General features: G+C 43.8%; 26 protein-coding genes, 1 tRNA gene and 3 riboswitches. Of the genes, 11 read left to right on the forward strand and 16 right to left on the reverse strand.

Annotated features, from left to right (window positions below):
* Window positions 1–543 precede the first annotated feature (543 nt).
* Window positions 544–588: riboswitch (PreQ1 riboswitch) on the forward strand.
* Window positions 589–590: 2 nt separating this feature from the next.
* The 3 genes from queC (at window position 591) to E4T80_RS06750 (ending at window position 2,366) form a co-directional block, all read left to right on the forward strand.
* Window positions 591–1,250 carry a 7-cyano-7-deazaguanine synthase QueC gene (gene queC / locus E4T80_RS06740; protein WP_135056446.1) on the forward strand — a complete coding sequence of 220 codons (660 nt, stop codon included), beginning with the start codon at window positions 591–593 and terminating at the stop codon, window positions 1,248–1,250.
* Window positions 1,243–1,665: a 6-carboxytetrahydropterin synthase QueD gene (gene queD, locus E4T80_RS06745; RefSeq protein WP_135056450.1), complete on the forward strand. Its 423-nt coding sequence runs from the start codon at window positions 1,243–1,245 to the stop codon at window positions 1,663–1,665. Before queC ends, queD begins: the two co-directional genes overlap by 8 nt.
* An 80-nt stretch (window positions 1,666–1,745) precedes the next feature.
* Entirely contained in the window at window positions 1,746–2,366 is a 621-nt protein-coding gene (locus tag E4T80_RS06750; RefSeq protein ID WP_135056453.1) for a 7-carboxy-7-deazaguanine synthase QueE, read from the forward strand.
* A 113-nt stretch (window positions 2,367–2,479) separates the two neighbouring features.
* Here the strand turns inward: E4T80_RS06750 and E4T80_RS06755 are convergent.
* Together E4T80_RS06755 and E4T80_RS06760 are read right to left on the reverse strand one after the other, a co-directional pair.
* A tRNA-Ser gene (locus tag E4T80_RS06755) sits at window positions 2,480–2,569 on the reverse strand.
* A gap of 118 nt (window positions 2,570–2,687) precedes the next feature.
* Window positions 2,688–2,999: a BolA family protein gene (locus E4T80_RS06760; protein WP_135056599.1), complete on the reverse strand. Its 312-nt coding sequence runs from the start codon at window positions 2,997–2,999 to the stop codon at window positions 2,688–2,690.
* A 79-nt stretch (window positions 3,000–3,078) separates the two neighbouring features.
* On the opposite strand from E4T80_RS06760, the gene E4T80_RS06765 reads away from it, so the two are divergent.
* On the forward strand, window positions 3,079–3,666 hold the full coding sequence (locus tag E4T80_RS06765) for a YajG family lipoprotein (RefSeq protein ID WP_135056456.1): 588 nt from the start codon (window positions 3,079–3,081) through the stop codon (window positions 3,664–3,666).
* A gap of 75 nt (window positions 3,667–3,741) precedes the next feature.
* On the opposite strand, the gene groL is transcribed toward E4T80_RS06765, so the two are convergent.
* The 5 genes from groL to E4T80_RS06790 form a co-directional block, all read right to left on the reverse strand.
* Window positions 3,742–5,385 (reverse strand): chaperonin GroEL, encoded by a 1,644-nt coding sequence (gene groL, locus E4T80_RS06770; RefSeq protein WP_135056459.1) that lies wholly within the window; start codon window positions 5,383–5,385, stop codon window positions 3,742–3,744.
* A 19-nt stretch (window positions 5,386–5,404) separates the two neighbouring features.
* Entirely contained in the window at window positions 5,405–5,695 is a 291-nt protein-coding gene (locus E4T80_RS06775) for a co-chaperone GroES (RefSeq protein WP_047976921.1), read from the reverse strand.
* Window positions 5,696–5,924: 229 nt separating this feature from the next.
* The gene (gene recA, locus E4T80_RS06780; RefSeq protein WP_047976922.1) at window positions 5,925–7,082 is read right to left on the reverse strand and encodes a recombinase RecA; all 1,158 of its coding nucleotides are present in this window, start codon (window positions 7,080–7,082) and stop codon (window positions 5,925–5,927) included.
* A 116-nt stretch (window positions 7,083–7,198) separates the two neighbouring features.
* On the reverse strand, window positions 7,199–7,804 hold the full coding sequence (locus E4T80_RS06785) for an aminotransferase class IV family protein (protein WP_135056603.1): 606 nt from the start codon (window positions 7,802–7,804) through the stop codon (window positions 7,199–7,201).
* The gene (locus E4T80_RS06790; RefSeq protein WP_135056462.1) at window positions 7,782–8,756 is read right to left on the reverse strand and encodes an aminodeoxychorismate synthase component I; all 975 of its coding nucleotides are present in this window, start codon (window positions 8,754–8,756) and stop codon (window positions 7,782–7,784) included. The genes E4T80_RS06785 and E4T80_RS06790 overlap by 23 nt, the downstream gene beginning before the upstream one ends.
* Before the next feature lie 166 nt (window positions 8,757–8,922).
* Between E4T80_RS06790 and E4T80_RS06795 the strand changes: the two genes are divergently transcribed.
* Genes E4T80_RS06795 through E4T80_RS06805 form a run of 3 tightly spaced genes read left to right on the forward strand, consistent with a single transcriptional unit; the run spans window position 8,923 to window position 10,631 of the window.
* Window positions 8,923–9,588, forward strand: a complete 666-nt coding sequence (locus E4T80_RS06795) for a CsgG/HfaB family protein (protein ID WP_135056465.1) — start codon at window positions 8,923–8,925, stop codon at window positions 9,586–9,588.
* A 15-nt stretch (window positions 9,589–9,603) separates the two neighbouring features.
* Window positions 9,604–9,963 (forward strand): DUF4810 domain-containing protein, encoded by a 360-nt coding sequence (locus E4T80_RS06800; protein WP_047976926.1) that lies wholly within the window; start codon window positions 9,604–9,606, stop codon window positions 9,961–9,963.
* Entirely contained in the window at window positions 9,963–10,631 is a 669-nt protein-coding gene (locus E4T80_RS06805) for a DUF799 domain-containing protein (RefSeq protein ID WP_135056468.1), read from the forward strand. Before E4T80_RS06800 ends, E4T80_RS06805 begins: the two co-directional genes overlap by 1 nt.
* A 54-nt stretch (window positions 10,632–10,685) precedes the next feature.
* Here E4T80_RS06805 and thiB read toward each other — a convergent pair whose 3' ends face one another.
* A complete protein-coding gene (thiB, locus tag E4T80_RS06810; RefSeq protein WP_135056471.1) occupies window positions 10,686–11,669 on the reverse strand; it encodes a thiamine ABC transporter substrate binding subunit in 984 nt (327 codons plus the stop codon).
* Between the two features lie 53 nt (window positions 11,670–11,722).
* A riboswitch (TPP riboswitch) is annotated at window positions 11,723–11,818 on the reverse strand.
* 103 nt (window positions 11,819–11,921) lie between these two features.
* Between thiB and E4T80_RS06815 the strand changes: the two genes are divergently transcribed.
* A complete protein-coding gene (locus E4T80_RS06815) occupies window positions 11,922–12,989 on the forward strand; it encodes a PhoH family protein (RefSeq protein ID WP_135056474.1) in 1,068 nt (355 codons plus the stop codon).
* A gap of 34 nt (window positions 12,990–13,023) precedes the next feature.
* Here E4T80_RS06815 and ribH read toward each other — a convergent pair whose 3' ends face one another.
* The 5 genes from ribH to E4T80_RS06840 all read right to left on the reverse strand — a co-directional run bounded on the left by ribH (window position 13,024) and on the right by E4T80_RS06840 (window position 18,903).
* Entirely contained in the window at window positions 13,024–13,485 is a 462-nt protein-coding gene (gene ribH / locus E4T80_RS06820; protein ID WP_135056477.1) for a 6,7-dimethyl-8-ribityllumazine synthase, read from the reverse strand.
* A gap of 173 nt (window positions 13,486–13,658) precedes the next feature.
* Window positions 13,659–14,858 carry a bifunctional 3,4-dihydroxy-2-butanone-4-phosphate synthase/GTP cyclohydrolase II gene (locus E4T80_RS06825; protein WP_135056480.1) on the reverse strand — a complete coding sequence of 400 codons (1,200 nt, stop codon included), beginning with the start codon at window positions 14,856–14,858 and terminating at the stop codon, window positions 13,659–13,661.
* 116 nt (window positions 14,859–14,974) lie between these two features.
* Window positions 14,975–15,100, reverse strand: a riboswitch (FMN riboswitch).
* 84 nt (window positions 15,101–15,184) lie between these two features.
* Window positions 15,185–15,829, reverse strand: a complete 645-nt coding sequence (locus E4T80_RS06830) for a riboflavin synthase (RefSeq protein ID WP_135056483.1) — start codon at window positions 15,827–15,829, stop codon at window positions 15,185–15,187.
* Entirely contained in the window at window positions 15,829–16,917 is a 1,089-nt protein-coding gene (gene ribD, locus E4T80_RS06835; protein WP_135056486.1) for a bifunctional diaminohydroxyphosphoribosylaminopyrimidine deaminase/5-amino-6-(5-phosphoribosylamino)uracil reductase RibD, read from the reverse strand. Before ribD ends, E4T80_RS06830 begins: the two co-directional genes overlap by 1 nt.
* A gap of 90 nt (window positions 16,918–17,007) precedes the next feature.
* Window positions 17,008–18,903: a SurA N-terminal domain-containing protein gene (locus tag E4T80_RS06840; RefSeq protein ID WP_135056489.1), complete on the reverse strand. Its 1,896-nt coding sequence runs from the start codon at window positions 18,901–18,903 to the stop codon at window positions 17,008–17,010.
* A 207-nt stretch (window positions 18,904–19,110) separates the two neighbouring features.
* Between E4T80_RS06840 and E4T80_RS06845 the strand changes: the two genes are divergently transcribed.
* Together E4T80_RS06845 and rpsO are read left to right on the forward strand one after the other, a co-directional pair.
* Window positions 19,111–20,427: a cation:proton antiporter gene (locus E4T80_RS06845; RefSeq protein ID WP_135056492.1), complete on the forward strand. Its 1,317-nt coding sequence runs from the start codon at window positions 19,111–19,113 to the stop codon at window positions 20,425–20,427.
* 117 nt (window positions 20,428–20,544) lie between these two features.
* Window positions 20,545–20,814, forward strand: coding sequence for a 30S ribosomal protein S15 (gene rpsO / locus E4T80_RS06850; RefSeq protein WP_047976935.1), 270 nt, complete (start codon window positions 20,545–20,547; stop codon window positions 20,812–20,814).
* A gap of 160 nt (window positions 20,815–20,974) precedes the next feature.
* Here rpsO and E4T80_RS06855 read toward each other — a convergent pair whose 3' ends face one another.
* The 3 genes from E4T80_RS06855 to E4T80_RS12990 form a co-directional block, all read right to left on the reverse strand.
* Entirely contained in the window at window positions 20,975–22,366 is a 1,392-nt protein-coding gene (locus tag E4T80_RS06855) for an MATE family efflux transporter (RefSeq protein WP_135056495.1), read from the reverse strand.
* A gap of 254 nt (window positions 22,367–22,620) precedes the next feature.
* A complete protein-coding gene (gene tyrS, locus E4T80_RS06860) occupies window positions 22,621–23,808 on the reverse strand; it encodes a tyrosine--tRNA ligase (protein WP_407662368.1) in 1,188 nt (395 codons plus the stop codon).
* 225 nt (window positions 23,809–24,033) lie between these two features.
* Window positions 24,034–24,189 carry a hypothetical protein gene (locus E4T80_RS12990; protein WP_209304372.1) on the reverse strand — a complete coding sequence of 52 codons (156 nt, stop codon included), beginning with the start codon at window positions 24,187–24,189 and terminating at the stop codon, window positions 24,034–24,036.
* Window positions 24,190–24,215: 26 nt separating this feature from the next.
* Between E4T80_RS12990 and E4T80_RS06865 the strand changes: the two genes are divergently transcribed.
* Complete coding sequence (locus E4T80_RS06865; RefSeq protein ID WP_135056501.1) at window positions 24,216–24,839, forward strand: L-threonylcarbamoyladenylate synthase; 624 nt, start codon at window positions 24,216–24,218, stop codon at window positions 24,837–24,839.
* The last annotated feature ends 24 nt before the right edge of the window (window positions 24,840–24,863 follow it).

A 24,863-nucleotide genomic window follows, 5' to 3' on the forward strand; every position in this document is an offset into this window, starting at 1 on the left:
CCATGATCAAACTCTTCAATTCAAAAGTTTAATCGCTCAATAAATACTGACTAAAAAATCATTCTAAATGAATTTCAAGTTAAGCACTTATCAAGACTTCAAAATTAAAATATTCTTTTCAAAATCCGTCAACAAGTGCCCACACAGATTGTCTGATACTTTGTTAAAGAGCAAAAAAGAACGACGCACCGTAATTTTAACTTCTTCACAACAGTGCGTCGTTGTGTGGTGTGCATTATAGAGAAATCCAAAACCAATGCAAGCGGTTTTTGAGAAAAAACCGCAAAAAAATCGAAAAATCTTACCGCTTGGTGAAAACACGCTCAAAGAGATAACTATTTAGACGGAAAGCGGTGAGATTTTCACAATCTCTTACCTTTATCTGACTTTGGATAATCTTCTTAAACACTTTCATCAAATTCTAAAGAGTAAAATCAATAAGAAATCTCTCCTTTATATAATGAAAATCCTCTATAATGCCCTTTTTATCTCAACAAGTGACAAGTGGTCAGATCTTGCAAAAAATCAGCTAAATCTCACCGCTTGTTCGTGGTTCGTGAACCTCCCACGCAAAAAAACTAAGGATATGTATGCAACATTCAAATAAAGCCGCCGTGATTTTTTCCGGCGGGCAGGATTCCACCACCTGCTTATTACTTGCTATTCATGAATTTGGCAAGGAAAATGTGGAAGCTATCACCTTTCAATACGGGCAACGCCACGCCATTGAACTGGAAAAAGCTGCTTGGATCGCACAAGATCTTGGCATTAAACAAACGCTAATTGATACTTCTGTCATCAAAGCCATTACCCATAATGCGTTAATGGATGAAAACGCCACTATTGCACAAAATGGGAGTACGCCAAATACTTTTGTGGACGGTCGCAATGCGCTTTTTCTCCTTTACGCCGGTATCTATGCCAAAAGCCAAGGTATTCAAACCCTTTATACCGGCGTGTGCGAAACGGATTTCAGCGGCTATCCCGATTGCCGTGATGTGTTCGTCAAATCAATGAATGTAACGATGAATTTGGCAATGGATTACAATTTCAATATCCGCACGCCGTTGATGTACCTCACTAAAAAAGAGACTTGGGCATTAGCTGATGAGTTAGGGGCGTTTGACTATATCCGCCAGCACACCCACACCTGCTATTTAGGCATAGAAGGTGGCTGCCACGACTGCCCAAGCTGTCAGCTACGGGAAAAAGGGCTGAATGATTACCTTGCGGAGCGTGCCAATGTTTAAAATCGCCAAAGAATTTAGCTTTGATATGGCACATATGTTGGACGGGCACGACGGCAAGTGCCAAAACCTGCACGGTCATACTTATACTTTACAAGTGGAAATCCGTGGCGGACTGCACACCGAAGGGGCAAAACGGGGAATGGTGATGGACTATAGCGATTTGAAATCTATCGTCAAAACCGAGATCCTAGATAAAATGGATCACGCCTTTATTTATGACACCACCAGCGAAAAAGAGTGCAAAGTGGCGCAATTACTCGCCGAACTAAACTCCAAAACATTCGGTATTCCAGCCCGCACGACAGCTGAACAAATGGCAAAACATATCTTCGATACTCTGAGCGATGTCGGACTGCCTGTCAGCCTGATTCGTTTGTGGGAAACGCCAACCTCTTATTGTGAATACCAGCGATAACTCAAACAAGCGGTCGGATCATAGGCATTTTTTGCAAATATTCACAGACATCTTACCGCTTGCAACCTCAAATAATAAAAATGAACCAAACAGAAATTAACTACCGCATTGTCGAAATTTTTGAAACGCTGCAAGGCGAGGGATTTAATACCGGAATACCGAGTATTTTTATCCGCTTCGGCAAATGTAACCTGGCTTGCCCTTGGTGCGACACTAATTACAATCAATTTGAAATGATGAGCCTCACGGCAATTTTAACCAAAGTGGCACAGTTTTCCGCTCGAAATATCATCATTACTGGCGGCGAACCGACCATTCAACCGCATATTGAAATCCTGCTGGATGCACTCAAACAGCAGGGTTATTTTCTGGCAATCGAAACCAACGGCTTAAAACCTGTGCCGCCACAAATTGATTATATCGCCACTAGCCCGAAACGGCTTTATCAGAAAAACTACCTAAAGCATCATATTCCAACAGCAAACGAGGTGCGTATTGTGGTGGACGGTGATGTATTAGATTTCTGCGAGCAGATTGAAAACAGTATTCAGGCACAACGCTACTACCTTTCGCCGTGCGAAAAAAACGGCGAAATGAATATGCTCGCCACTATCACGCAACTTGGGCGACTCAACCAACGCCCGAATAAACCACGCTGGCAACTGAGCATTCAGACCCACAAAATCGCAGGGATTGCGTAATATAAAAAAATCCCCAAACAAAACGTTTGGGGATAATGCTTAAAAATAAGTATTACTACTTCTAACTTAACCAAGGAAATATCTATGAAAACAGTAAATCTTCCACTTAAAAATGGCGGTGAGAGGGGGATTCGAACCCCCGATACGGTTTCCCATATACACGCTTTCCAGGCGTGCTCCTTCAACCACTCGGACATCTCACCTTACCAATTACACCCTATAAAAACGGGCGTTTGAAATATTTTGAAATTATACCTATTTTTTTCTGATCGACAACTATTTTTTTCGCTAAAGAAAATAAATCGATAAAATTTAACCAATTTATTGCCCGACACCAACACAATTTGGCGATAGCGGTGCATTTTCTCCCCACTCACGCCATTCATTCGGCGTATAAAGATGTAAAGCCAAAGCGTGTACGCCGTTTTCCAATTCAACGCTTAGAGTTTGATAAACCGCTTGATGACGTGCAACTGCCCGTAACGGTTCAAAGTAATCGGATACTAAAATTACCTTGAAGTGTGATTCTGCCCCTCGCCCTGAACTATGTTTATGGCTTTCATTCTCAATTATTAGCACCTGAGGTACAAATTTTTCGGTCAGTTTTTCGATAATACATTTTTCAACAAACATTTTCTGTTCTCTCTTTGCAAATTTAGCAAAAATCATACTATACTTTGCTATCGTTTTACCAATAAAAAAGGACTCACCAATGAAATCTATGTCTAAAATCACCTTAGTCGCATTAACCCTCTCTGCGGCTTTATTAACCGGCTGCCAAAGCCAGTCTAATACATTGACTTTCAGTACACCATCACCAACCGCTACTTTTAATACCTATAATCAAACGGCTATCGTTAATGTTACCACGCAAGATCAACGACCATCATCAGAAGTGGCTAGTTACACAAGTAGCGGTAACGTTACCCGCTTAAATGCAATGCCGGAAGTCGCACAAATGTTCCAACAAGCAATGCAGCAAAATCTCAATAGTAAGGGATTTAAAGTTGTAGAAGGGGCAAGTAATGCTAACGTAACTATAAATATCAAAAAGTTTTTCGCAGATGTTGAACAAGGCAACTTACGTCATAAAGTCACCGCTAACATCAATGTAGAAATCGCCGTACAAGGCATAAAAGGCAATTTTACCAAAAACTTCAATACTTCTCGGAGTTATGAAGGTGCATTTGGAGCAGATAATAGTAATATCCAAAAAGTCTTGGAAGAGGCTTACCAAGATTCTATCCGCTCAATCTATAATGACAATGAAATCGGTCAGGCGATTCATCAATTTAAATAGATCTTCTTTATAAAAAATAAAAGGCTAAGTGTTAGATTTTCACTTAGCCTTTTTAATACATATTGTTATGAGGGATTACATCATACCGCCCATTCCACCCATACCGCCCATTCCGGCGCCTAGGTCGGCTTTTTCTTCTTTCGGCAGATCGGTGATCATACATTCGGTTGTAATCATCAAACCTGCGATAGAAGCAGCAAATTGTAATGCGGAACGGGTTACTTTAGTCGGATCTAAAATCCCCATTTCGAGCATATCGCCATACTGTTCGGTTGCGGCGTTATAACCATAGTTGCCGTTGCCGTCTTTAACATTGCGAGCTACAACGGAGGCCTCTTCACCGGCATTGGTTACGATTTGACGCAATGGCGCTTCCATTGCACGAAGGGCAAGTTTAATCCCTACATTTTGCTCTTCGTTATCGCCTTTTAAGGTTGCCACCACTTTATTTGCAGCACGTACCAGTGCAACACCACCACCAGCTACCACGCCTTCTTCAACGGCTGCACGTGTTGCGTGTAGTGCATCGTCAACACGGTCTTTTTTCTCTTTCATTTCAACTTCGGTTGCCGCACCGACTTTAATCACAGCGACACCACCTGCAAGTTTAGCAACACGCTCTTGCAGTTTTTCTTTATCGTAATCTGAAGTTGAATCTTCGATTTGTTGGCGGATTTGTGCAACGCGACCTTTAATTTGCGCTTCATCACCTACACCATCAATGATAGTGGTGTTATCTTTGCTGATGACAACGCGTTTTGCCTGACCGAGTTCTTCTAATGTTGCTTTTTCAAGCTCCATACCGATCTCTTCAGAAATAACCGTACCGGCAGTTAAGATCGCAATATCTTGGAGCATTGCTTTACGGCGATCGCCAAAGCCCGGTGCTTTCACTGCTGCCACTTTTACGATACCACGCATTGTATTAACCACGAGGGTAGCTAACGCTTCGCCCTCAATGTCTTCAGCGATAATTAACAACGGTTTGCCCGCTTTTGCGACAGCTTCCAAGACCGGTAAAAGTTCGCGGATATTGGATACTTTTTTATCTACCAATAAAATATACGGATTATCTAATTCAACTGTACCCGCTTCTGGTTTATTGATGAAGTAAGGGGATAAATAGCCACGATCGAACTGCATACCTTCTACAACATCTAAAGCATCTTCTAAGCCTGTGCCGTCTTCAACGGTGATCACGCCTTCTTTACCGACTTTATCCATTGCTTGTGCAATCAATTTACCGACAACACTGTCGCTATTTGCTGAGATTGTGCCGACTTGCTCAATTTCTTTTGAGGTTTCACAAGGTTTAGAGAGAGCTTTTAATTCTTCCACAACCGCTGTAACCGCTTTATCGATCCCACGTTTTAAATCCATTGGGTTCATACCGGCGGCAACAGCTTTTAAGCCTTCATTCACAATCGCTTGTGCAAGGACAGTGGCGGTTGTTGTACCGTCTCCCGCTGCATCATTGGCTTTAGAGGCAACCTCTTTTACCATTTGTGCGCCCATATTCTCGAATTTATCTTCCAATTCAATTTCACGGGCAACGGATACGCCGTCTTTAGTGATGGTCGGTGCGCCAAACGCCTTATCTAATACAACATTGCGTCCTTTTGGACCTAACGTAACTTTTACTGCATCAGCTAATACGTTTACACCGTTTAACATTTTGACGCGTGCATCGTTACCGAATTTTACATCTTTTGCTGCCATTTTCTCTTCCTCTCCAATTTTATTCAACAATCGCTAAAATATCGTTTTCAGATAAAATTAACACTTCTTCGCCGTCAATTTTTTCTGTTTTTACGCCATAGCCTTCATTAAAAATAACCACATCACCGACTTTAACGTGCATCGGGTGCACCGTGCCGTTTTCTAAAATGCGACCGTGCCCGACCGCTAACACTTTGCCACGGGTAGATTTAGTTGCCGCTGAACCGGTTAAAACGATACCGCCGGCGGATTTGGTTTCCACTTCTTCACGCTTTAAGATAACTTTGTCGTGTAATGGACGAATTTTCATTGCATTTTTCCTCTTAAGTGAATTTAACATTCTGTGTCATCGGCTTTGAAAAATGACACAACGCCACCCTATTTGGAGTTCTCTCGGCTGATTTCAAGGGGATAAAGCATATTTTTGCAAATTTTTCAGCGAAATCGACCGCTTGCAAAAGCCTAAAGTAGATTTGTCTGACAATAAAGGCTATTAAATCGGCACTTCCGTTTAATAGCCTTTATTTTAATGGTTGAAATTACAGTTCTTCTTCGCTGAAAACATCGTTTTCCACATCATTATCATCGAACTCAATCTCATCATCTTTATCTTTCTTATTTTTGCTTTTTTTAGATGTCTCTAAAATCAGCGCTTTCTCAGGATTGTTCGCAAGCAATTCTCGAATATCCTGTTCCAATTTAACCGCAATTTCACTGTTATCGCTGAGCCATTTGATCGCATTATTTTTGCCCTGCCCGATTTTCTCGCCATCAAAAGAGAACCACGCACCGGATTTTTTGATGAAACCGTGGGCTTCCGCAAGAATTAACAATTCACTCATTCTGGAGATCCCTTCACCGTACATAATATCAAATTGGACTTCACGGAACGGCGGGGCAACTTTATTTTTAACCACTTTCACTTTCGTTTGGTTGCCGATAATTTCATCGCCGTTTTTCACTACACCGGCACGGCGGATATCTAAGCGTACCGAGGAATAGAATTTAAGCGCATTTCCGCCCGTAGTCGTTTCCGGATTACCGAACATCACGCCGATTTTCATTCGGATTTGGTTAATAAAGACAACCAAACAGTTCGTATTTTTGATATTTGCCGTTAATTTACGCAAGGCTTGGGACATCAAACGTGCCTGCAAGCCCATATGGGAATCACCCATATCGCCTTCAATTTCGGCTTTCGGTGTCAGCGCTGCCACAGAGTCCACGATAATCACATCGACCGCACCAGAGCGGACTAAAGCATCACAAATTTCCAATGCTTGCTCGCCGTTATCTGGTTGAGAAATCAATAACTCATCGGTATTCACCCCTAGTTTACGGGCATAAATCGGGTCAAGGGCGTGCTCGGCATCAATAAAGGCACAGGTTTTTCCCGCTTTTTGTGCCTGCGCAATGGTGGAAAGGGTCAGCGTAGTTTTACCGGACGATTCCGGACCATAAATTTCCACAATTCTTCCCATTGGCAAGCCGCCAATACCCAGTGCCAAATCCAGTCCTAAAGATCCTGTTGAAATGGATTCAATATCAAGGTGTTGGCTTTGACCGAGCGTCATAATCGACCCTTTGCCAAACTGTTTTTCGATTTGTGCCAGTGCGGCGGCAAGGGCTTTTTCTTTATTTTCCGGATCAACCTGTTTTACAACTGCAGTCGCTTTAGAGGGTTTCTTCTCTGCCATAATCGTTTCCTTAATGTGATGAAGGCGGTGTTAATGTATGCCTAAAAACTGTAAATTATTATACTGTTTAACCATACAGTTTCAAGTCTTTTTCTAAAATTTTTGATCAGTATGGCTTAACATCGTATTGTGCTTTTGTTAATCGGTATTGCACGTCTTGGATCAAAAGGATTAAGCGCATTGATCATCATTATCTGCTGATAGTCGTACAAATTATGTTGAGCAATCTCCGTCAGAATAACCTGTTTTTTATCAATTAGTTGGCTTAGCTGCGTTCCTTTTAATAAATAGTGTGTCGGGCTGTGCCAAATACCGTTTTTTAAAAACAGAAGATTGCCGATAGTACAATCACTAATAAAGCCGTTTTTTATAATAATAAGCTCTTCTCCACTTTTTTTCGGAAATTGTTCGAATAATTGCCGATCGGTATATTTGAATGTATACTCTGCGTCATTAAGTTGTACACAACGAAAATAATCTATCTCTCTTTTCAGATAAGGAAAAAACTCAATACAATATGAACTTTTATTGTAGCTGATTTTACACCTTACTATTCCCGTCTGATAAGATATTGGAATATGAATAATATCCGCTAAATTAACCGTATTTTCTGTGTTAAAATACAATCGCATTGCCTGCTCATAACGTTTTTGATGATAATAAATGTTTTGAACAACGCCATCAATAATTGCGATCGTTTCAAATAGAGGATATTGGCACATAAACTTTTTCCAAAATTTCATTATATTCTGCGCTTAACTCGCTTGATATGGTAATGCCGCCACCGCTACGAAAATAGAGCTGTTGATCTTTTTGTTCAATATAACGAATAGCCACCGCACTTTCTAAGGATTCACCGTCAAAATAGCCAAAAATACCGGTATAGTAACCCCGTATTTGCCCTTCTGCCTGTTGAATAATCTCCACAGTCTTCTGCTTCGGCGCACCACTGATTGAGCCTGCCGGAAGCAGTTTGGCAAGCATTGTGCCGATTTCTGCCTGCCAATTTTCCTTTAATTGCCCACAGATTTCGGAACTGGTTTGATAAATCGCACCACGGTGTGTTTCCACTTTCTCAAGATAACGGTATTTTGACACTTGAATATTGTGTGAAACAAGAGCAAGATCATTACGAATTAAATCGACAATAGTATTATGTTCGCTTAATTCTTTTTCAGAATTTAATAATTTTTCTTTAGCATTTCGTTCATTGGCATTTATTGTCCCTTTCATCGGATAAGAGTAAATTTTATTATTCTCAATCCGAATAAAACATTCCGGCGAAAAGCAAACAAAGTGATCCTCTAAATAACATTTATATTTTGCTTGGCTGGCAATATATAATTCTGCCAAACTATAATTAGTGTCAATTTTAGTCGGATAGGTTAAATTCAATAAATAGCTATTGCCTTTTTGAATTTCACTTTTTACCCGCTCAAAGCCTTTTTGATATTCAGCAAACGGCATTGGCGAAAAGCTAAATTCAAACGCTTTATCTATATTTATCTGCCTATGAGGTTCGGTTTTTTTGCAAAAAAAATCGAAAAACAGACCGCTTGTTTGGGTGTCTTCAAGGGGTAGAATTAAAGGCTTTTGCTGTTCAAAATCAATCAAAAAGAAAAACGGACGTTTGGCTTGCCCGAATTGGTTGGCGGTATGGATAAATGTTTGCATTATTCATTGAATAGTAATAAAAGCACCGGAGCGCTAGTTATAATTCAATTCTAGGGAGATTACAATAGCCAAGAAGAGAGATTCTGTTTGCTTATAATCTTTACATTTTCTATCTTTAGACTACAATACTTTTCAAGTATTTCATCCATAAATATAGGTAAACACTATGAAAAAATCTCTAATAATGACACTTTGCGCCGGCTTATTTTTATCCGGATGCGCAACTGAAGGTAATCGGGTTGTGGAAACGCCTAAAGTCGCAAGCTATAACACAACCTATTCAGGGGTCAAAGCACCGATTTCCGTTGGCAAATTTGATAATAAATCCAGTTACAATAACGGTATCTTTGCAAGCGGTGAAGATCAGCTTGGTAATCAATCAAAGACGATCTTAATGGCTCATTTACAACAAACGGGGCGTTTTAGTGTTTTGGATCGTACTAATTTAGCTGAAACAGCGGCAGAAGCAAAAATTAAGGGTAAGAAGCAAAATCTGAAAGGTGCAAATTATGTTGTTACCGGTGATGTAACGGAATTTGGTCGTAAAGTAGTTGGTGATCATCAATTATTCGGTATCTTAGGAAAAGGTAAAGAGCAGATTGCTTACGCAAAAGTTACGCTAAATATTGTCAATGCTCAAACATCTGAAATCGTCTATTCCGTTCAAGGTGCAGGGGAATATAGCCTGTCTAATCGTGAAATTGTCGGTTTTGGCGGTACTGCCGGCTATGATTCAACTTTAAATGGTAAAGTGCTGGATTTAGCCATTCGTGAAGCGGTCAATAATTTGGTAAACGGTATTGAATCGGGTAGATGGCAACCGGCTAACTAATCATTGAGGTAAATTATGATTATCAATAAAAAACTTGCAATGATTGTTTGCATAATGGGTTTAACGGCTTGTGGTACACGCAGTGAAAAACACTCTATTTATCACTGGGATAGCGATTATAGTCAATCTGTTTATCAAACATTACTACAAGAGGGTAATCCGCAAGAGCAATTGCAATCGTTGGAACAAATGGTTGCTAAAGGTGAAGGTAAAACGCCACCCGGGTTATATGCACAAATTGGTTTGCTTTATAATCAAATTGGTAATGTTTCAAAAGCAAAAGAAGCCTTTACTAAAGAAACCCAGCTATTTCCTGAATCAAAACAGTATATTCAATTTCTGCTCACAAATGGGGTAAAAGGAGTGAAAAAATAATGAAACTGTTTAAATTGCTTGCACTATCTCTCTCTGCAGTTTTACTTGCTGCCTGTGGTGCAAAAACACCTTACGATTACAGTGCATTACAAGAAAGTAAGCCGCGTTCAGTGCTTGTTTTAATGCCAACGGATCAAACCACCGAAGTTAAAGCGGGTGCCGCCGTGCTGTCAAATATTACCGCCCCTCTTGCAGAGGCGGGTTATTATGTTTTTCCGTCAGCATTGGTATATGAAACCTTTAAGTATAATGGATTAACACAAGCTCAAGACATTCATAATGTCAAATTGGATAAAATCAAAAGTATCTTTGGTGCCGATGCGGTTTTATACATTGATGTTGAAAATTACGGCGTGAGCTACCAAATTATTAACAGTGTAACGAGAGTGTCAATGAATGCTAAATTGGTTGATACTAAAACAGGCAAAACCTTATGGACAGGTAAAGGCTATGCCAGTGTCGATAGTAGTGATAATAACAGCGGTTTGCTAGGAAATCTAATTCGGGCTGCGGTAAGCCAAGTGATGAATCATATTAATGATAAAAGCTATGACGTTGCCGGTTTTGCCAGCTGGAATTTACTCCGTACAGGTCAATCCCCTAACATTCTTTATGGTCCGTATCATCCTAATTACGGCAGAGATCCTCAGTTAAATAAGACTAAGTAAAGGTCTTAATTTTACTTAAAATCGGTAGTTAAATACTACCGATTTTTTGATTGCTTATTTGCTCACCGCTTTCTGCCAAGTGGCTAACCATTGTTTGACCGTATCAGTTTCGGGCTGATGAAATTCAATTTGGGTGTAATTCGGCAGGGTTTGAAAGAGCGGATCGGCTTGGCTGCTCACCACCGGCTTCATCACATTATGGTAGGAAATCACTTTTTGGGATTCCGGTTGGTGTAAGAAAGCTAAAAATTGCCGTGCCAATTCAGGCTGCTTACTCGCTTTGGTAATGGCAGCGACTTCCGTTTGCACTAAATGCCCTTCCTCAAAATTTAAGGCGACATAATCTTGGCTTTTCTCGTGCCATTGGTGATAGAGCGGCGAAGTCGCATAACTTAATACTAAATCTGCTTCCCCTTTTAAAAACGCACCGTAAGTTTCCGACCAACCTTTTCCAACCGTTACCGTATGTTTTGCAAGGCTTTGCCACGCAGTTTCAGCCTTGTCGCCATAAACTTGATTAACCCAAAACAGTAAACCACGCCCTACGGTACTGGTGCGGGGATCTTGATAAATCACGCGTAAGTCCTGCCTTTCCACCAGTTCTTTCAGGCTTTTCGGCGGATTAGCCAATTTCTGTTTATGGTAGATAAAAGCGTACTCGCCGAAATCGTAAGGGATAAAGGTGCTATTCATCCACGGTTGTTTGAGGTCGAGCGAACTTGTATCCAGTTGATGCGCAATAAATAGCCCCGTTTTTTCGGCCTCCGGCATCACAAAATTATCAATCCCCAGCATAACGTCCACTTTAGTTTTATGTCCTTCCAGACGAATGCGGTTGAACATTGTAACCCCGTCTTCAAAGGGCATAAATTTCACATCGCAACCGCATTGTTGTTCAAACATTTTTTCTAATTTAGGCGCAGGTCCCCATTCCGATGTGAATGAATCGTAAGTATAAACCGTCAATGTTGGGGAGTCGGCAAAGGCGGATAGGGCAAGAAAAAGACCGGAAAGCGGCAAAATTTTGGTAAGTTTCATAAGTGTTCCTTCTAAAATGGAGATAAATAGAAGGATCTAAAACAGAATACGGCGAAATTGTCTGTCTCAAATCCCTACGCTGATATTAGTCAGATCAGGTTCTATGGGTATTTCTCAGCGTGATATATCACGCACCCCAATGAGAACATTCGCATTCTACTATAAAGAAAGCGGAAAATCGCTTAAAATATCGCAAATTTTTCATTTGTCGATTTTGCCGGTCTAACGACCGCTTGTAAAAAGGATCACGATTTGAACGAACTGATTATTACCCTTGAACCGCAGGATAACGTCCGGCTCCAAGCCTTTTGCGGCGCTTTTGATGAGAATTTAGCCCTTATCGAAAAAAGTTTTAACCTCTGCATCGCCCGCAACGCTTTTACGCTCACCTTACAGCCACAACCTGAAACCGACCATTCCCCCCAACTTTTACAAAAGGTTGCCAAGCTGCTACAACAACTCTACAACGAAACCGCCCCTCTAAAAGGCAAAGTAAAAGAGTTAGATCTTGAAGATGTGCATCTTGCCATTCAAGAAAGTCGCTTAATGTTGCAATCTGCCGACACCTCAACGGCGTATGAGATCGCAATCAAAACCAAACGGGGGGTGATTAAACCGAGAGGCGAGCATCAGCAAGCCTATTTACGCAATATTTTACGCCACGACATTAGTTTTGGTATTGGGCCGGCTGGCACAGGCAAAACCTTTTTGGCGGTCGCCGCAGCGGTGGAATCACTAGAGCGTCAAGAAATCCGCCGCATTCTGCTAACACGACCAGCGGTTGAGGCGGGCGAAAAACTGGGGTTCTTACCGGGGGATCTTGGGCAGAAAATTGAACCCTATTTACGCCCGTTGTACGATGCACTGTTTGAAATGCTGGGCTTTGAACGGGCGCAAAAATTGATGGAACGCAATGTAATTGAAATTGCGCCCCTTGCCTATATGCGCGGGCGGACATTAAACGATGCGTTTATTATTTTAGACGAAAGTCAAAATACCACGATTGAGCAGATGAAAATGTTTTTGACCCGTATCGGCTTTAATTCCAAAGCGGTAATCACCGGCGATATTACGCAGGTCGATCTGCCCCGCTCGCAAAAATCGGGGCTGAAACACGCTATCGAGGTGCTGAGCAAAGTGGAAGATGTCAGCTTCAACTATTTTGACAGCCAAGATATTGTACGCCACCCGATCGTAGCGAAGATAGTGCAAGCCTATGATGCGTGGGAGGCGGAAGATGAAATCCGCCGAGAAAATCGCCGTTTGGAAAAACTGGCATTAGAGCAAGAAAAAATTCTCGCACAGGCGGAAAGTTTATAACACAACGGCGTGATCACATCACGCCGTTTTCTGTTTACAGTGCTTTAAGCACATTAACCATTTCGATTGCGCCTAAGGCACATTCTGCGCCTTTGTTACCCGCTTTTGTGCCAGCACGTTCAATCGCTTGCTCGATATTTTCGGTGGTTAAGACCCCGAACATCACCGGTACGCCTGTCTCTAAGCTCACTGCACCGATGCCTTTTGCCGCTTCGTTACAGACATAATCGTAGTGAGTGGTTGAGCCGCGAATAACTGTGCCTAAGCAAATCACCGCATCATATTTGCCGCTTTGCGCCATCTTTTTGGCAACCAGCGGGATTTCAAATGCTCCTGGCACCCAAACGGTGTCAATATCGGCTTCGCTTGCACCGTGGCGAACCAACGCATCTACTGCGCCGGATAATAATTTGTCGTTAATAAAATCGTTGAAACGGGCGCAGACAATGCCGAATTTTAAGCCTGTCGCCACTAAATTACCGCTGATTTTTGCCATTTTGGTATCCTTATTCAATAAAAGTAAATCTTGTCTTTGCAAGCGGTCGCTAACGCTTGCCTATTTGCAAAAGTCCGACATCATATAGCGATTGCATCATAAGTAGAGGCACTGCCTGCCCCTCAACTATCGGATTTTGCAACGGCGGCATATACCGCCAAAGTCTCTTCAAATTAGACGTTCAGTAAATGCCGCATTTTATGCTGCTTGACCTTGAGATAGCCCAAATCGTGTTCGGTCGGTTCGACTTGGATCGGCTCTCGGGCAGCAATATTCAACCCGACCTGTTGTAATCCCTCAATTTTTGCCGGATTATTGGTGAGTAGCCGAATAGTTTTAACCCCAAGGCTACGGAACATTTGTGCGCCGATATGGTATTCCCGCTCGTCATCGCCAAAACCTAGCGCCAAATTCGCCTCTACGGTATCCATTCCTTGATCCTGCAATTCATAAGCACGCAGTTTGTTGATTAAGCCGATACCCCGCCCTTCTTGGCGGAGATAGAGTAACACGCCGCGCCCTTCCTGCTCAATCTGCTGCATTGCAGCGGCAAATTGTTGCCCGCAATCGCAGCGTTGAGAGCCGAACGCATCGCCGGTCAAACATTCCGAGTGAATGCGGCACAGAACATTTTCACCATCGCCGATCTCACCTTTCACCAGTGCAATATGCTCTTTGCCGCTGATCGTTTCCACAAAACTGTGAGCAGTAAACTCGCCGTATTTGGTCGGCATTTTTACCACGGAAACAGGTTCAACCAAGCCGTCCTTCGCTCTGCGGTAATCTTGTAATTGTTGAATGGTGATAAACGGCATTTGGTGGGCCGTGGCGAAGGCTTGCAGATCCGCCATTTTCATCATTGTGCCGTCCTCCGCCATAATTTCACAGCATAGCCCCGCCTGCTTTAAGCCGGCAAGCCGCATTAAATCGACCGTTGCTTCCGTGTGTCCGTTGCGTACCAATACGCCCCCTTGTTTGGCTAACAGGGGGAACATATGTCCCGGACGGCGAAAATCACTCGGTTTTGCCTGTTCTTCGACCAATTTCATCGCCGTGAGGGAACGCTCAAACGCCGAAATGCCAGTGCCGGTGTCAATGTGATCGATGGAAACGGTGAACGCCGTTTCGTGATTATCGGTGTTATGTGCCACCATTTGCGGCAAATCCAGTTTTTCCGCAATGGTTTGGGAAATCGGCATACAGATCAGGCCCTTGCCGTATTTCGCCATAAAATTGATATTGTCCGGTGTGGCAAATTCGGCGGCACAAATGAAATCGCCTTCGTTTTCCCGATCTTCGTCATCGCTGACTAAAATGATTTTGCCTTGACGCAATGCGTCCAAAGCCTGCTCGACAGTTGAAAATTGAAACATTGATTTTCCTTGTTAATGGCAATGGGGCAGAAAGCGGACATAAAAAACGCCCTGAACAATCTGCCAGAGCGTCTAAAAAGCGTAAAATATCACACTTAAACCCAGTTTAAGTGTGTCTTACTCTTCTCCCATCCAGACTTTTACTGTCGGTTTTGGAATTTCACCAAATCCTGCTTCGGTTGTGCCAAAGCTCGCAGACTATCACTGCCGGTCGGGAATTTCACCCTGCCCTGAAGATTAAAAATTAGGGGAAATTCTGCGTAAATCCGCCGTTGATGTCAAGTATAAAAATGCAAGCGGTCGGTTATCGGCTAAAACGTGTAAAATCAGAAACCTGCATTTTTGAGAAACGCTTCGCTTAAGCGGCTATTAGGTTGGCTATTCGGCGAGCGCAATAATTTCTCCACATATTTCCCGATGATATCGTTTTCCAAATTAACCCGACTGCCAATCTTTTTCGTGCCGAGGGTCGTGTGAGCAAGGGTATGGGGAATAATAGAAACACGGAAACCGCCCTCATCGCAATCGACCACGGTTAAACTGATGCCGTCAATCGTAATAGAGCCTTTTTCAATGATATAACGCATCAACGCCGGTGCGGCTTTGATCCGATACCACACCGCATTACCTGCCGGCGTAATACTGATAATCTCACCTGTGCCGTCAATATGCCCTGACACAATATGCCCGCCGAAGCGTCCGTTTGCCGCCATTGCCCGCTCTAAATTGACCGGACTATTCGGCTGCAATTCGCCAAGTGCAGTACGGTTAAGGGTTTCCGACATCACATCGGCACAAAAATGGTGGCTGCCAAACTCGGTAACGGTTAAGCAAACGCCGTTTACCGCAATACTGTCGCCAAGCTGCATATCGCTAAAAATTTTACTACCGGTGATGGTCAGCACGGCAAATTCGCCTTGCTTATGGATTTTGGCAACCTTGCCGACTTCCTCAATAATGCCTGTAAACATCAGTGGATAACCTCAAAATCTAATAAAATATCCTCGCCGTGTAGGCTAATTTGCGGTGAGCCGAGTTTAACCGCCGCTGCCAACGAAGCGATCCCCTCTCCGCCGATCGGTGTTTTGGCTTGCATACCGCCGATTAACTTCGGTGCAAGGTAACAATGCACCCGATTCACCACGCCGGCACGCAAGGCACTGAAATTGAGCTGCGAGCCGCCTTCCAGTAGTACACTGTCGATCCCAAGTTGCCCGATTTTTTGCAAAAGATCGGCTAAATCGACCCGCTTGTGTTGTTCGGCAACAGGCAAGATTTCCACCCCAAATTGACGATACTCGGCGTGGCGGTCAAGATCTTGATTGAGCGTGGCAATAATGGTGCGGTATTGATGTGCCGTTTGCACGATCTGACAATCAAGCGGCGTGCGAAGTTGGCTGTCGCACACAATGCGTACTGGCTGCTTCCCATTCGGCATCCGGCTGTTAAGCATCGGGTTATCTGCTAATACTGTGCCGACCCCAACCATAATCGCACTGTATTGGTGGCGGGTACGTTGTACGTTCTTCCTCGCCGCTTCGCCCGTAATCCATTTGGATTCACCGCTTGCGGTAGCAATTTTGCCGTCTGCGGTCATCGCATATTTCATCAGAACATAGGGGAGTTTGGTTTGAATATAATGAAAAAAGATCGGGTTAAGCCGATCGCATTCATCGCGTAGCACATCTTCCACCACCTCAATGCCTGCTTGACGCAGTTGTGCCGCCCCTTTGCCCGCTACCAGAGGATTAGGATCACGCGAGCCGATTACCACTTTTTTAATCCCGCTTTCAATGATTAAATCACTGCACGGCGGCGTGCGTCCGTGATGGCAACAGGGTTCAAGGGTAACATACAGCGTTGCGCCTTCGAGATCCTGCCGACAATTTAAGATTGCGTTTCGCTCGGCGTGCCAGTCGCCGTAACGGGCGTGATAACCTTCGGCAACAATGTTGCCCTGTTGCACGATAACACACCCAACCAACGGGTTCGGGTTCGTCCAGCCTCGTCCTTGTTCGGCAAGGGCGATGGCACGTTGCATAAAATCAGCGTCAGTCATTGGAATAATTGAAAAGTGAAAACAAGCGGTCGGTTCGGTCTGTTTTTTAACACAACACAGGGACAGATTGTGTCCCTGTCAGTTCTTAGGTTACGGCTGGTTATCGCCTTCTAACTGTTTGATAAAATCGGGATTGACCTCAATTTTTGCCCGCTCACGCAAGTCTCGCAGAAAATCTTGACGCAGCACTTGTTGATCGACTTGGGCAAATTGTGCGGCGTACGGTGTAAACTCTGCAACGTCGCCGTCTGTTACTTTATCCAATGCGATCACAATCACATCGCCGTGAACATTGCGTGCCGTGTGGTATGTGGCTTTATCCGTTGGTTTTGCCATTTGGAACACCGTTCGGGCAAATAGCGGATCTTGTTGTTGCGCACTAGCAAACACCAATTCACGCGGGGCAGCAAACGCAAGAGACGGGGTTTCACCGGCTTGCAAGGCTTTCACATCTTCTTGTGCTTTTGCCAGTAACGCTTTTTCCGCTTTTTCAAATTTTACGGCATTTTCAACCGCTTGTTTGGCTTGTTCAAAGGTTTGTGGCTGCTCGGCTTGGTAATCGGTTACCCGCACAAACAAGGTTTTCGGATTAGCGTGATCGCCGATTTCAATCGCTTCGGAGTTCTGCCCGCTCTGTTTTAAATCGCCGCTAGAGAGCGCTTTAATGGCGGCATCGTGTTGCAGTGCCTCCGGCACATTTTCACGGCTAAAGGACTCGGTTTTGTGTAAGGATACGCCCGCTGCCTCGGCAACTTTTTCGAGCGAACCGCTATTTTCAAAAGCGGTATTGGTCATTTCACGCACGGCGTTGGCATAATCGGTGATCACGGCTTCATCGTTAATAGCGTCATTACGAATAGCGGTTTCAACTGCGCCTCTTACTTTTTCAAGCGGTGCAACATTTTCGGCTTTGCGAGCGAACACTTTGATAATATGGAAATTACCGTCCACCTTGACCGGTTGGCTGACCTGTCCGATTTGTAAAGCAGCCGCCACATCTTCAAAGGCTTTCGGGAATGTGCCGGTTTTTGCCCAGCCCAAATCTCCCCCTTGAGCGGCAGAAATTTTATCCTGTGAGTATGTTTTCGCTAATGTTGCAAAATCTTCGCCGTTATTGACCGCTTGCATCACACGGTTTGCCGTGGCTTCGTCCGCTACTTGAATGTGGGCAAGGTGTGATTCACCCTGTACGCCAAACTGCGCTTTGTGGCGATGATAGTAATCCTCAATTTGCGCATCGCTCACCTTCATTTTTGCGGCTAAATCCGCCGGTGAGAGCGTTACATATTCAACGGTCAGTTTTTCAGGATTGATAAAGGCGTTTTTATTCGCTTCATAGTAGGTTTGTAACTCTTGCCCTGTTGCAGATTGTTTTGCGGCTTCATCTTGAATCGGGAAGGTGGCTAACCGCACTTGGCGTTTTTGCAGTAATAATTTAGCCAATAACGCTTGTTGTGCCGGAACGCTAAATTGCGATCCTAAAATACCTTCTTGAATTTGTGAAAACAACATTCCCTGCCCGACAATCGCCGCATAGCCGTCTGCTGTGATGCCGTTATTACGCAGGTTTTGTTGATAGAGTGCGTTGTTGAACTTGCCGTCTTGTTGGAAAGCCGGACTATTCACAATTTCCGCTTTGATTTGCTCGGCGCTGATGCCCAATTTAAGCTCTTGGGCGTATTGGCGGAGCAATTCATCGTCCACTAATCCGTTAATAATGCTGTCGTGGAATTGTTTGGCATAGAGCGGATTATCCATTGAATCCCAGAACTTTTCGCCAAGTTGTTGATTTAAAATATTCTGTTGGCGACTTTTGGCATCATTAAACTGTTGTTGGGAGATTTCTTCCCCATTGACTTTCACGGCGGAGGTATCCGTTGCCATCAATGTGCCGCCGATGCCGCCCAAAACGAAAGACAACGAAACCAAGGCGAAAATCACCTTAAACACAGGCCCGTTCGTCTTGTCGTGCATTTTTTCAATCATTGTTGCGTTCCTAAGATTAAGCTAAAAAATTGTGCCGATTATACTGACAAAGTGGCAAATGCTCAAATTTGAATTTTGCAATATTCAGTGCGAAATTGACCGCGTGTTTGTCAATGCGTTCACTTTCGACTTTGCAATTTAGGCGGAAATTTGGTTTAATTTGCGCCCGATTCAATTATCTTTTCTCAACATAAATAGGGATACCGTATGGGTATTTACGCTTATATCTGCTTTCTCTCCGCCTTGTCGATTTTACTCGGCTTTGTCACCAGCAAAATCAGTGCGAAAGTGCAATCGACTATTGCCATTACCGCAGCGGCAATGGTTGGCTCAATGTTACTGCTACTGCTTGGCGCTCTGGGTTGGTTCAATTTGGATAAAATCGCCACCGAGGTAATGGAGCAAATTGATTTCAAAAGTTTCTTATTAAACGGGATCTTAGGCTTTCTCTTGTTTGCCGGCTCTCTCGGCATAAAATTACCGGTGTTAAAAGATCAAAAATGGGAAATCACCATTTTTGCCCTGTTCTCTACTCTCGCCTCCACCTTGATTATCGGTGGGGCAATTTATGCGGTCGCTAATTTGATCGGCTTACAGATTGACTTAATTTACTGTATCGTCTTCGGGGCATTGATTTCCCCTACCGACCCAATTGCAGTATTAGCTATCATTAAAAATTTGCGAGCGCCAAAACGTCTGTCAATGCAGGTAGAAGGGGAGTCGCTGTTTAATGACGGTGTGGGCTTGGTTATTTTCGTAACCGTCTTTGCCGTGGCGTTCGGCGGGCAAGAAGCCACCTTTAGCGGCATACTCAGCTTGTTCCTACACGAAGCCATCGGCGGAATTTTATTTGGGTTTGTGCTGGGCTTTATCGCCCATATTTTGATTTCCAGCACCGATGACGGTAGCTTGGAAATTCTATTAACCCTCACAATTCCAACCGCCGGTTTTATGTTCGCCAATAATGTGTTGCATATTTCAGGGGCGTTGGCAATGGTGGTTTCGGGGATTATGATTGGCAACTGGACACGCCGTTCGGGCTTTTCCGAGCAAAGCCAACGTTATTTGGATCACTTCTGGGAGATGATCGACCACTTCCTCAATTCACTGCTGTTCTTCCTGATCGGTTTTGCGATTTTATTAGTCGATTTTAATATTTACGGCATCGTAATGATGATTATCGCCGTGCCGATTTGCTTGGCGTCCCGCTATGTCAGCCTATGGCTACCGTTTAAAGCATTGCAACAGTTTAGAACCTACAACCCCTATACGCTACGCATTATGACGTGGGGCGGTTTGCGGGGCGGCTTAGCATTAGCAATGGCGCTCTCTATTCCGGCGAAAACGGCATTTGCCAACGGGATTGATGTGAAAGAGTTAATTCTGGTGATGACCTATTCGGTGGTAATGTTCTCGATTTTAGTGCAAGGCTCAACGGTCGAACCGTTAATCCGCAAATCCAAAACGGTTGATCCGAATCGTGAAGCGTATTTACAACCGACCAACCCACCGCATCAGCACTAAATTTTAACGAAGGCATTGCTTTTCAATGCCTTTCTTTTTAGAATAGACGACTTCGTGTCATAGCTGAATTAGAGATCGGCTATTGATGAATTTAAACCCACTTTTTAGGAGTAAACAATGTCTCTAAGCGTAGAAGCAAAAGCAAAAATCGTGGCTGAATTTGGTCGTGATGCAAAAGATACCGGTTCTTCAGAAGTGCAAATCGCACTTTTAACGGCGCAAATCAACCACTTACAAGCACACTTTGCTCAACACAAAAAAGATCACCACGGTCGCCGTGGTTTATTACGTATGGTTTCACGCCGTCGTAAATTATTAGACTACCTCAAACGTACTGATCTGGCTAAATATTCAGACACTATCGCACGTTTAGGTTTACGTCGCTAATTTCTGTTTTAATCGAAAACCGAGCATCAGGCTCGGTTTTTTTATGCGGTGATTTGCAAAACGCCGCCAATAGCTCAATGCGCTGATGTTATGCCGATTGTACAACGGACATAGCATCAAGTGCTTTGCAAAATTTTCTCTGAAACAGAGCGCTTGCAACTTACTTAATCGCCTCTAATCGTGCTAATAACTGCCCACTCGGCATTGCTTGGATTTTTCGCATATAGATAAAAAACAGTCCGGCAGCAAGGCTAAGGGTTAGGCAAAAAACCAGCCAAAAACCGGCGGCAGCCATTGGGTCGGTCAGCCAATCCGTGCGGGCTAAAATCGTACCGAGCGGCATTCCCACCAGCCAGTAGCAGACGATGGTAACCAATAAAATGGGCTTAGTGTATTTGTAGCCGCGTAAAATCCCGTTACAGACCGCTTGTATGGAGTCGGGAATTTGATAAATCGCGGCAAACACCAATAAACCGGAAGCAATCGCCACGGAAGTCGGGTCGCTAGTGAAGGCATATGGGATCAGATCTTTCAGCAGAAAGATAATCAACGCCATCAAGAGCGCAATCGCCGTACAGCTAAAAATGGCGTGATAACTGAGCCATTTCGCCTGCTCCGTTTGTTGCTGCCCCAGGGTTTGCCCGATCATAATCGTCGTAGCAATACTAAAAGAAAGCGGGATCATAAAAAACAGCGAGCTGGTTTGTAGTGCTACTTGATGGCTCGCCACCACTTGCGCCCCTAAAGGCGAAATAATCAGTGAGGACGCAGCGAACAGCATCACTTCGGTAAACAAGGCAAAACCGATCGGCGTGCCGAGTTTGAACAGTTTCACCAGCGTGTCTTTGCACGGTTTTTCGATCCATTTCTCAAATAATTTGATATCCTTTTGCGACGTATTCGTGCGGCAATAATGCAAAATCATCAGGAACATTACCCAATTCACAATCGCCGTTGCCACTCCGCAGCCGACCGCCCCTAATGCCGGTAGCCCGAAATGCCCGAAAATAAAAAGATAATTCAGCGGAATATTGAGCAGTAAACCGAAAAAGGTAATCAGCATCGCCGGTTTGGGATTAGACAGCCCGTCATTCATACAACGCAAATTAACCGCCAATAACGCCGGAATGACCCCGAAACTGAGCGCAAATAAATAGTCCTGTGATTTTTGTGAAAATGCCGCCGGCGTTTGCATAAAATCTAAAATCAGGTGGCTGTTGAGGTAAATCAAAATCAGCGGCGCGCTCAAACTCAACACAATCCACACCCCTTGGCGGATTTGGTGGGCGATTAAGGGACGCTGGTTTGAGCCGTTTAAATAGGAAACGGTCGGCGTAATTGCATTGAGAATGCCCAACACCAACAGAAACAGTGGAAAATAGATTGAGTTACTTACGGCAATCGCCGACACATCATTATCGCTGACCAAGCCTGCCATAATAATGTCCGCCAGCCCCATTCCCGATGCCGCCAGTTGCGAGACAAAAATCGGCAGAGAGAGCTTAAATAAGCGCTTTGCATTTTCGGGGTAGGCGTGCCAATGTGATTGCATAAAAAACCTCAATACTACGGTTGGAAAAAAGGAAACAAGCGGTCGGTTAAAACATCTTTTTTGCAAATAATGTCGCACACAGACCAAAACGGATAATTAAAGGACACAGAACACCACATCAACGTCCGTCAAAAATCATATCATTTCAAACAGAAATGAAACAGATGACGACGTGGCGTTCCTAGCATATAAGTAAGACGATAAATATCGCAAAAATCTGTGCTTAAACGACCGCTTGCAAAGGCAAGAGAATATTAGTTTAAGGTGATACGGGCAAATTTGCGTTTACCGACTTGGTAAACAAATGTGCCTTTTTCGGCATTTTGCTTCACATCGTCAATTTTCACGCCGTCAATTTTTACCCCGCCTTGCTGTGCGGCACGGATAGCTTCTGATGTTGAGCTGACCAAGCCCGCTTCTTTCAATAAATTTGCCAAGCCGATTTCACCTTCAAAGGTAAATTCCGGCATCTCGTCCGGCAGTGCGCCTTTTTGGAAGCGGTTGATAAAAGCTTGCTCCGCCGCATCGGCATCAGCTTCACTGTGAAAACGGGCAATGATTTCTTTGGCAAGCAGAATTTTAACGTCCCGTGGGTTTTTACCGTTCGCCACGTCCGCTTTTAATTGGGCAATTTCAGCAAGCGGGCGGAAAGAGAGCAAATTATACCAATCCCACATCAACTCATCGGAAATCGACATAATTTTGCCGAACATTTCAGACGGTGCTTCGGTTACGCCAATGTAGTTGCCAAGAGACTTCGACATTTTTTTCTCGCCGTCTAAACCAACTAATAACGGCAGAGTCATTGCCACTTGCGGTTTTTGTCCGGCAGATTTTTGCAGCTCACGCCCAATCAACAAATTGAACGTTTGGTCTGTGCCACCCAACTCAATATCCGCCTCTAACGCAACGGAATCGTGCCCTTGCAATAATGGGTAGATAAATTCGTGGATCGCAATGGATTGGTTATTGGCGAAACGCTTTTTGAAATCGTCCCGCTCTAACATTCGCGCGACCGTATAGTTAGACGCCAAACGGATCATTCCGACTGTACCAAGCTCGCCCAACCACTCGGAGTTAAACACGATACGGGTCTTGTTCGGGTCGAGAATTTTAAAAATCTGCTCTTTGTAGGTTTCCGCATTACGTAGCACATCTTCGCGGGAAAGCGGCGGGCGGGTTGTATTTTTACCGGACGGATCACCGACAGTCGCAGTAAAATCACCGATCAAGAAAATCACTTCGTGACCGAAATTTTGGAACTGACGCAATTTATTTAAGACAACCGTATGCCCTAAGTGAATATCGGGCGCAGTCGGATCAGCACCTAATTTCACCCGCAACGGACGGTTTTCTTTAAGTTTTTCAATTAAATCGGCTTCGGAGTAAACATCTTCTACTCCACGTTTCAGTTCGGCGAGAACAGTTTCAAGAGTCTGCATCAACGGAATCCTTCACATTTATAATCTAAAAATCTAACAAGACAGGCATTATAACCCTTAGATGCGTAAAGGGTAACAGGAAAAAGAAAGAAAATCGATGAAATAAAAAAACGCCTCATTTTGTGGGGGAATGAGGCGTAAAGAGTTGGAGTGATTACCTATTATTTTTGAAGTGCGCAAATGATATTAATTCTCAAAAACTTTAGCAATTAAGTTTACGGAAATTTACAAATAAGAATAATTCTCAAATGCTGTTTGACGATTTTCGACAATAGGGTATGCCATTTTTAACGAAAAAGCGACCGCTTGCAGTGTCGTAATCTCTCGCCAAAAATCAAGAATATGGATTTTGTTTATCGGATAAAAAGCGTATAATCTCACCGTTTTTTGAGAAAAGTGAGCCGAAAATGAGCCAATTTTTTTATATTCACCCTGAAAATCCGCAAGGGCGTTTAATTCAACAAGCGGTGGACATTATTAAAAAAGGCGGTGTTATCGTTTACCCGACTGACTCCGGCTATGCTTTGGGCTGCGGTATCGGCGAAAAACAGGCAATGGATCGCATTGTCGCCATTCGCAAGCTGCCCGAAAATCACAACTTCACCTTAGTGTGTAGCGATTTGTCGGAGCTGTCCAACTATGCGTTGGTAACAAATCAATCCTACCGATTGATAAAAAATAATGTGCCGAACCCTTACACCTTTATTTTACCGGCAACCAAAGAAGTGCCGCGGCGGCTACTCACTAAACGTAAAACTATCGGGATTCGTGTGCCGGATAATGCGATTGCATTAGTCTTAATTGCAGCGCTAAGCGAGCCGATTTTATCTTGCTCGCTGATGCTGCCTGATGAAACAATCACCCAATCCGATCCCGATATGATCCGAGATTATCTCGAACATCAGGTCGATTTAATTATTCACGGCGGTTATTTGGGGCAAGCTCCGACCACCGTGGTGGATTTGACCCAAGACAGCCCCGATATAATTCGCATCGGCTCGGGTGATCCTCGCCCGTTTCAATCATTTTGACGCTTGTGAAAGCGACACATAAGG

The sequence above is a fragment of the Muribacter muris genome (assembly GCF_004569585.1).
In the GTDB taxonomy this organism is placed as follows: Bacteria; Pseudomonadota; Gammaproteobacteria; order Enterobacterales; family Pasteurellaceae; genus Muribacter; species Muribacter muris.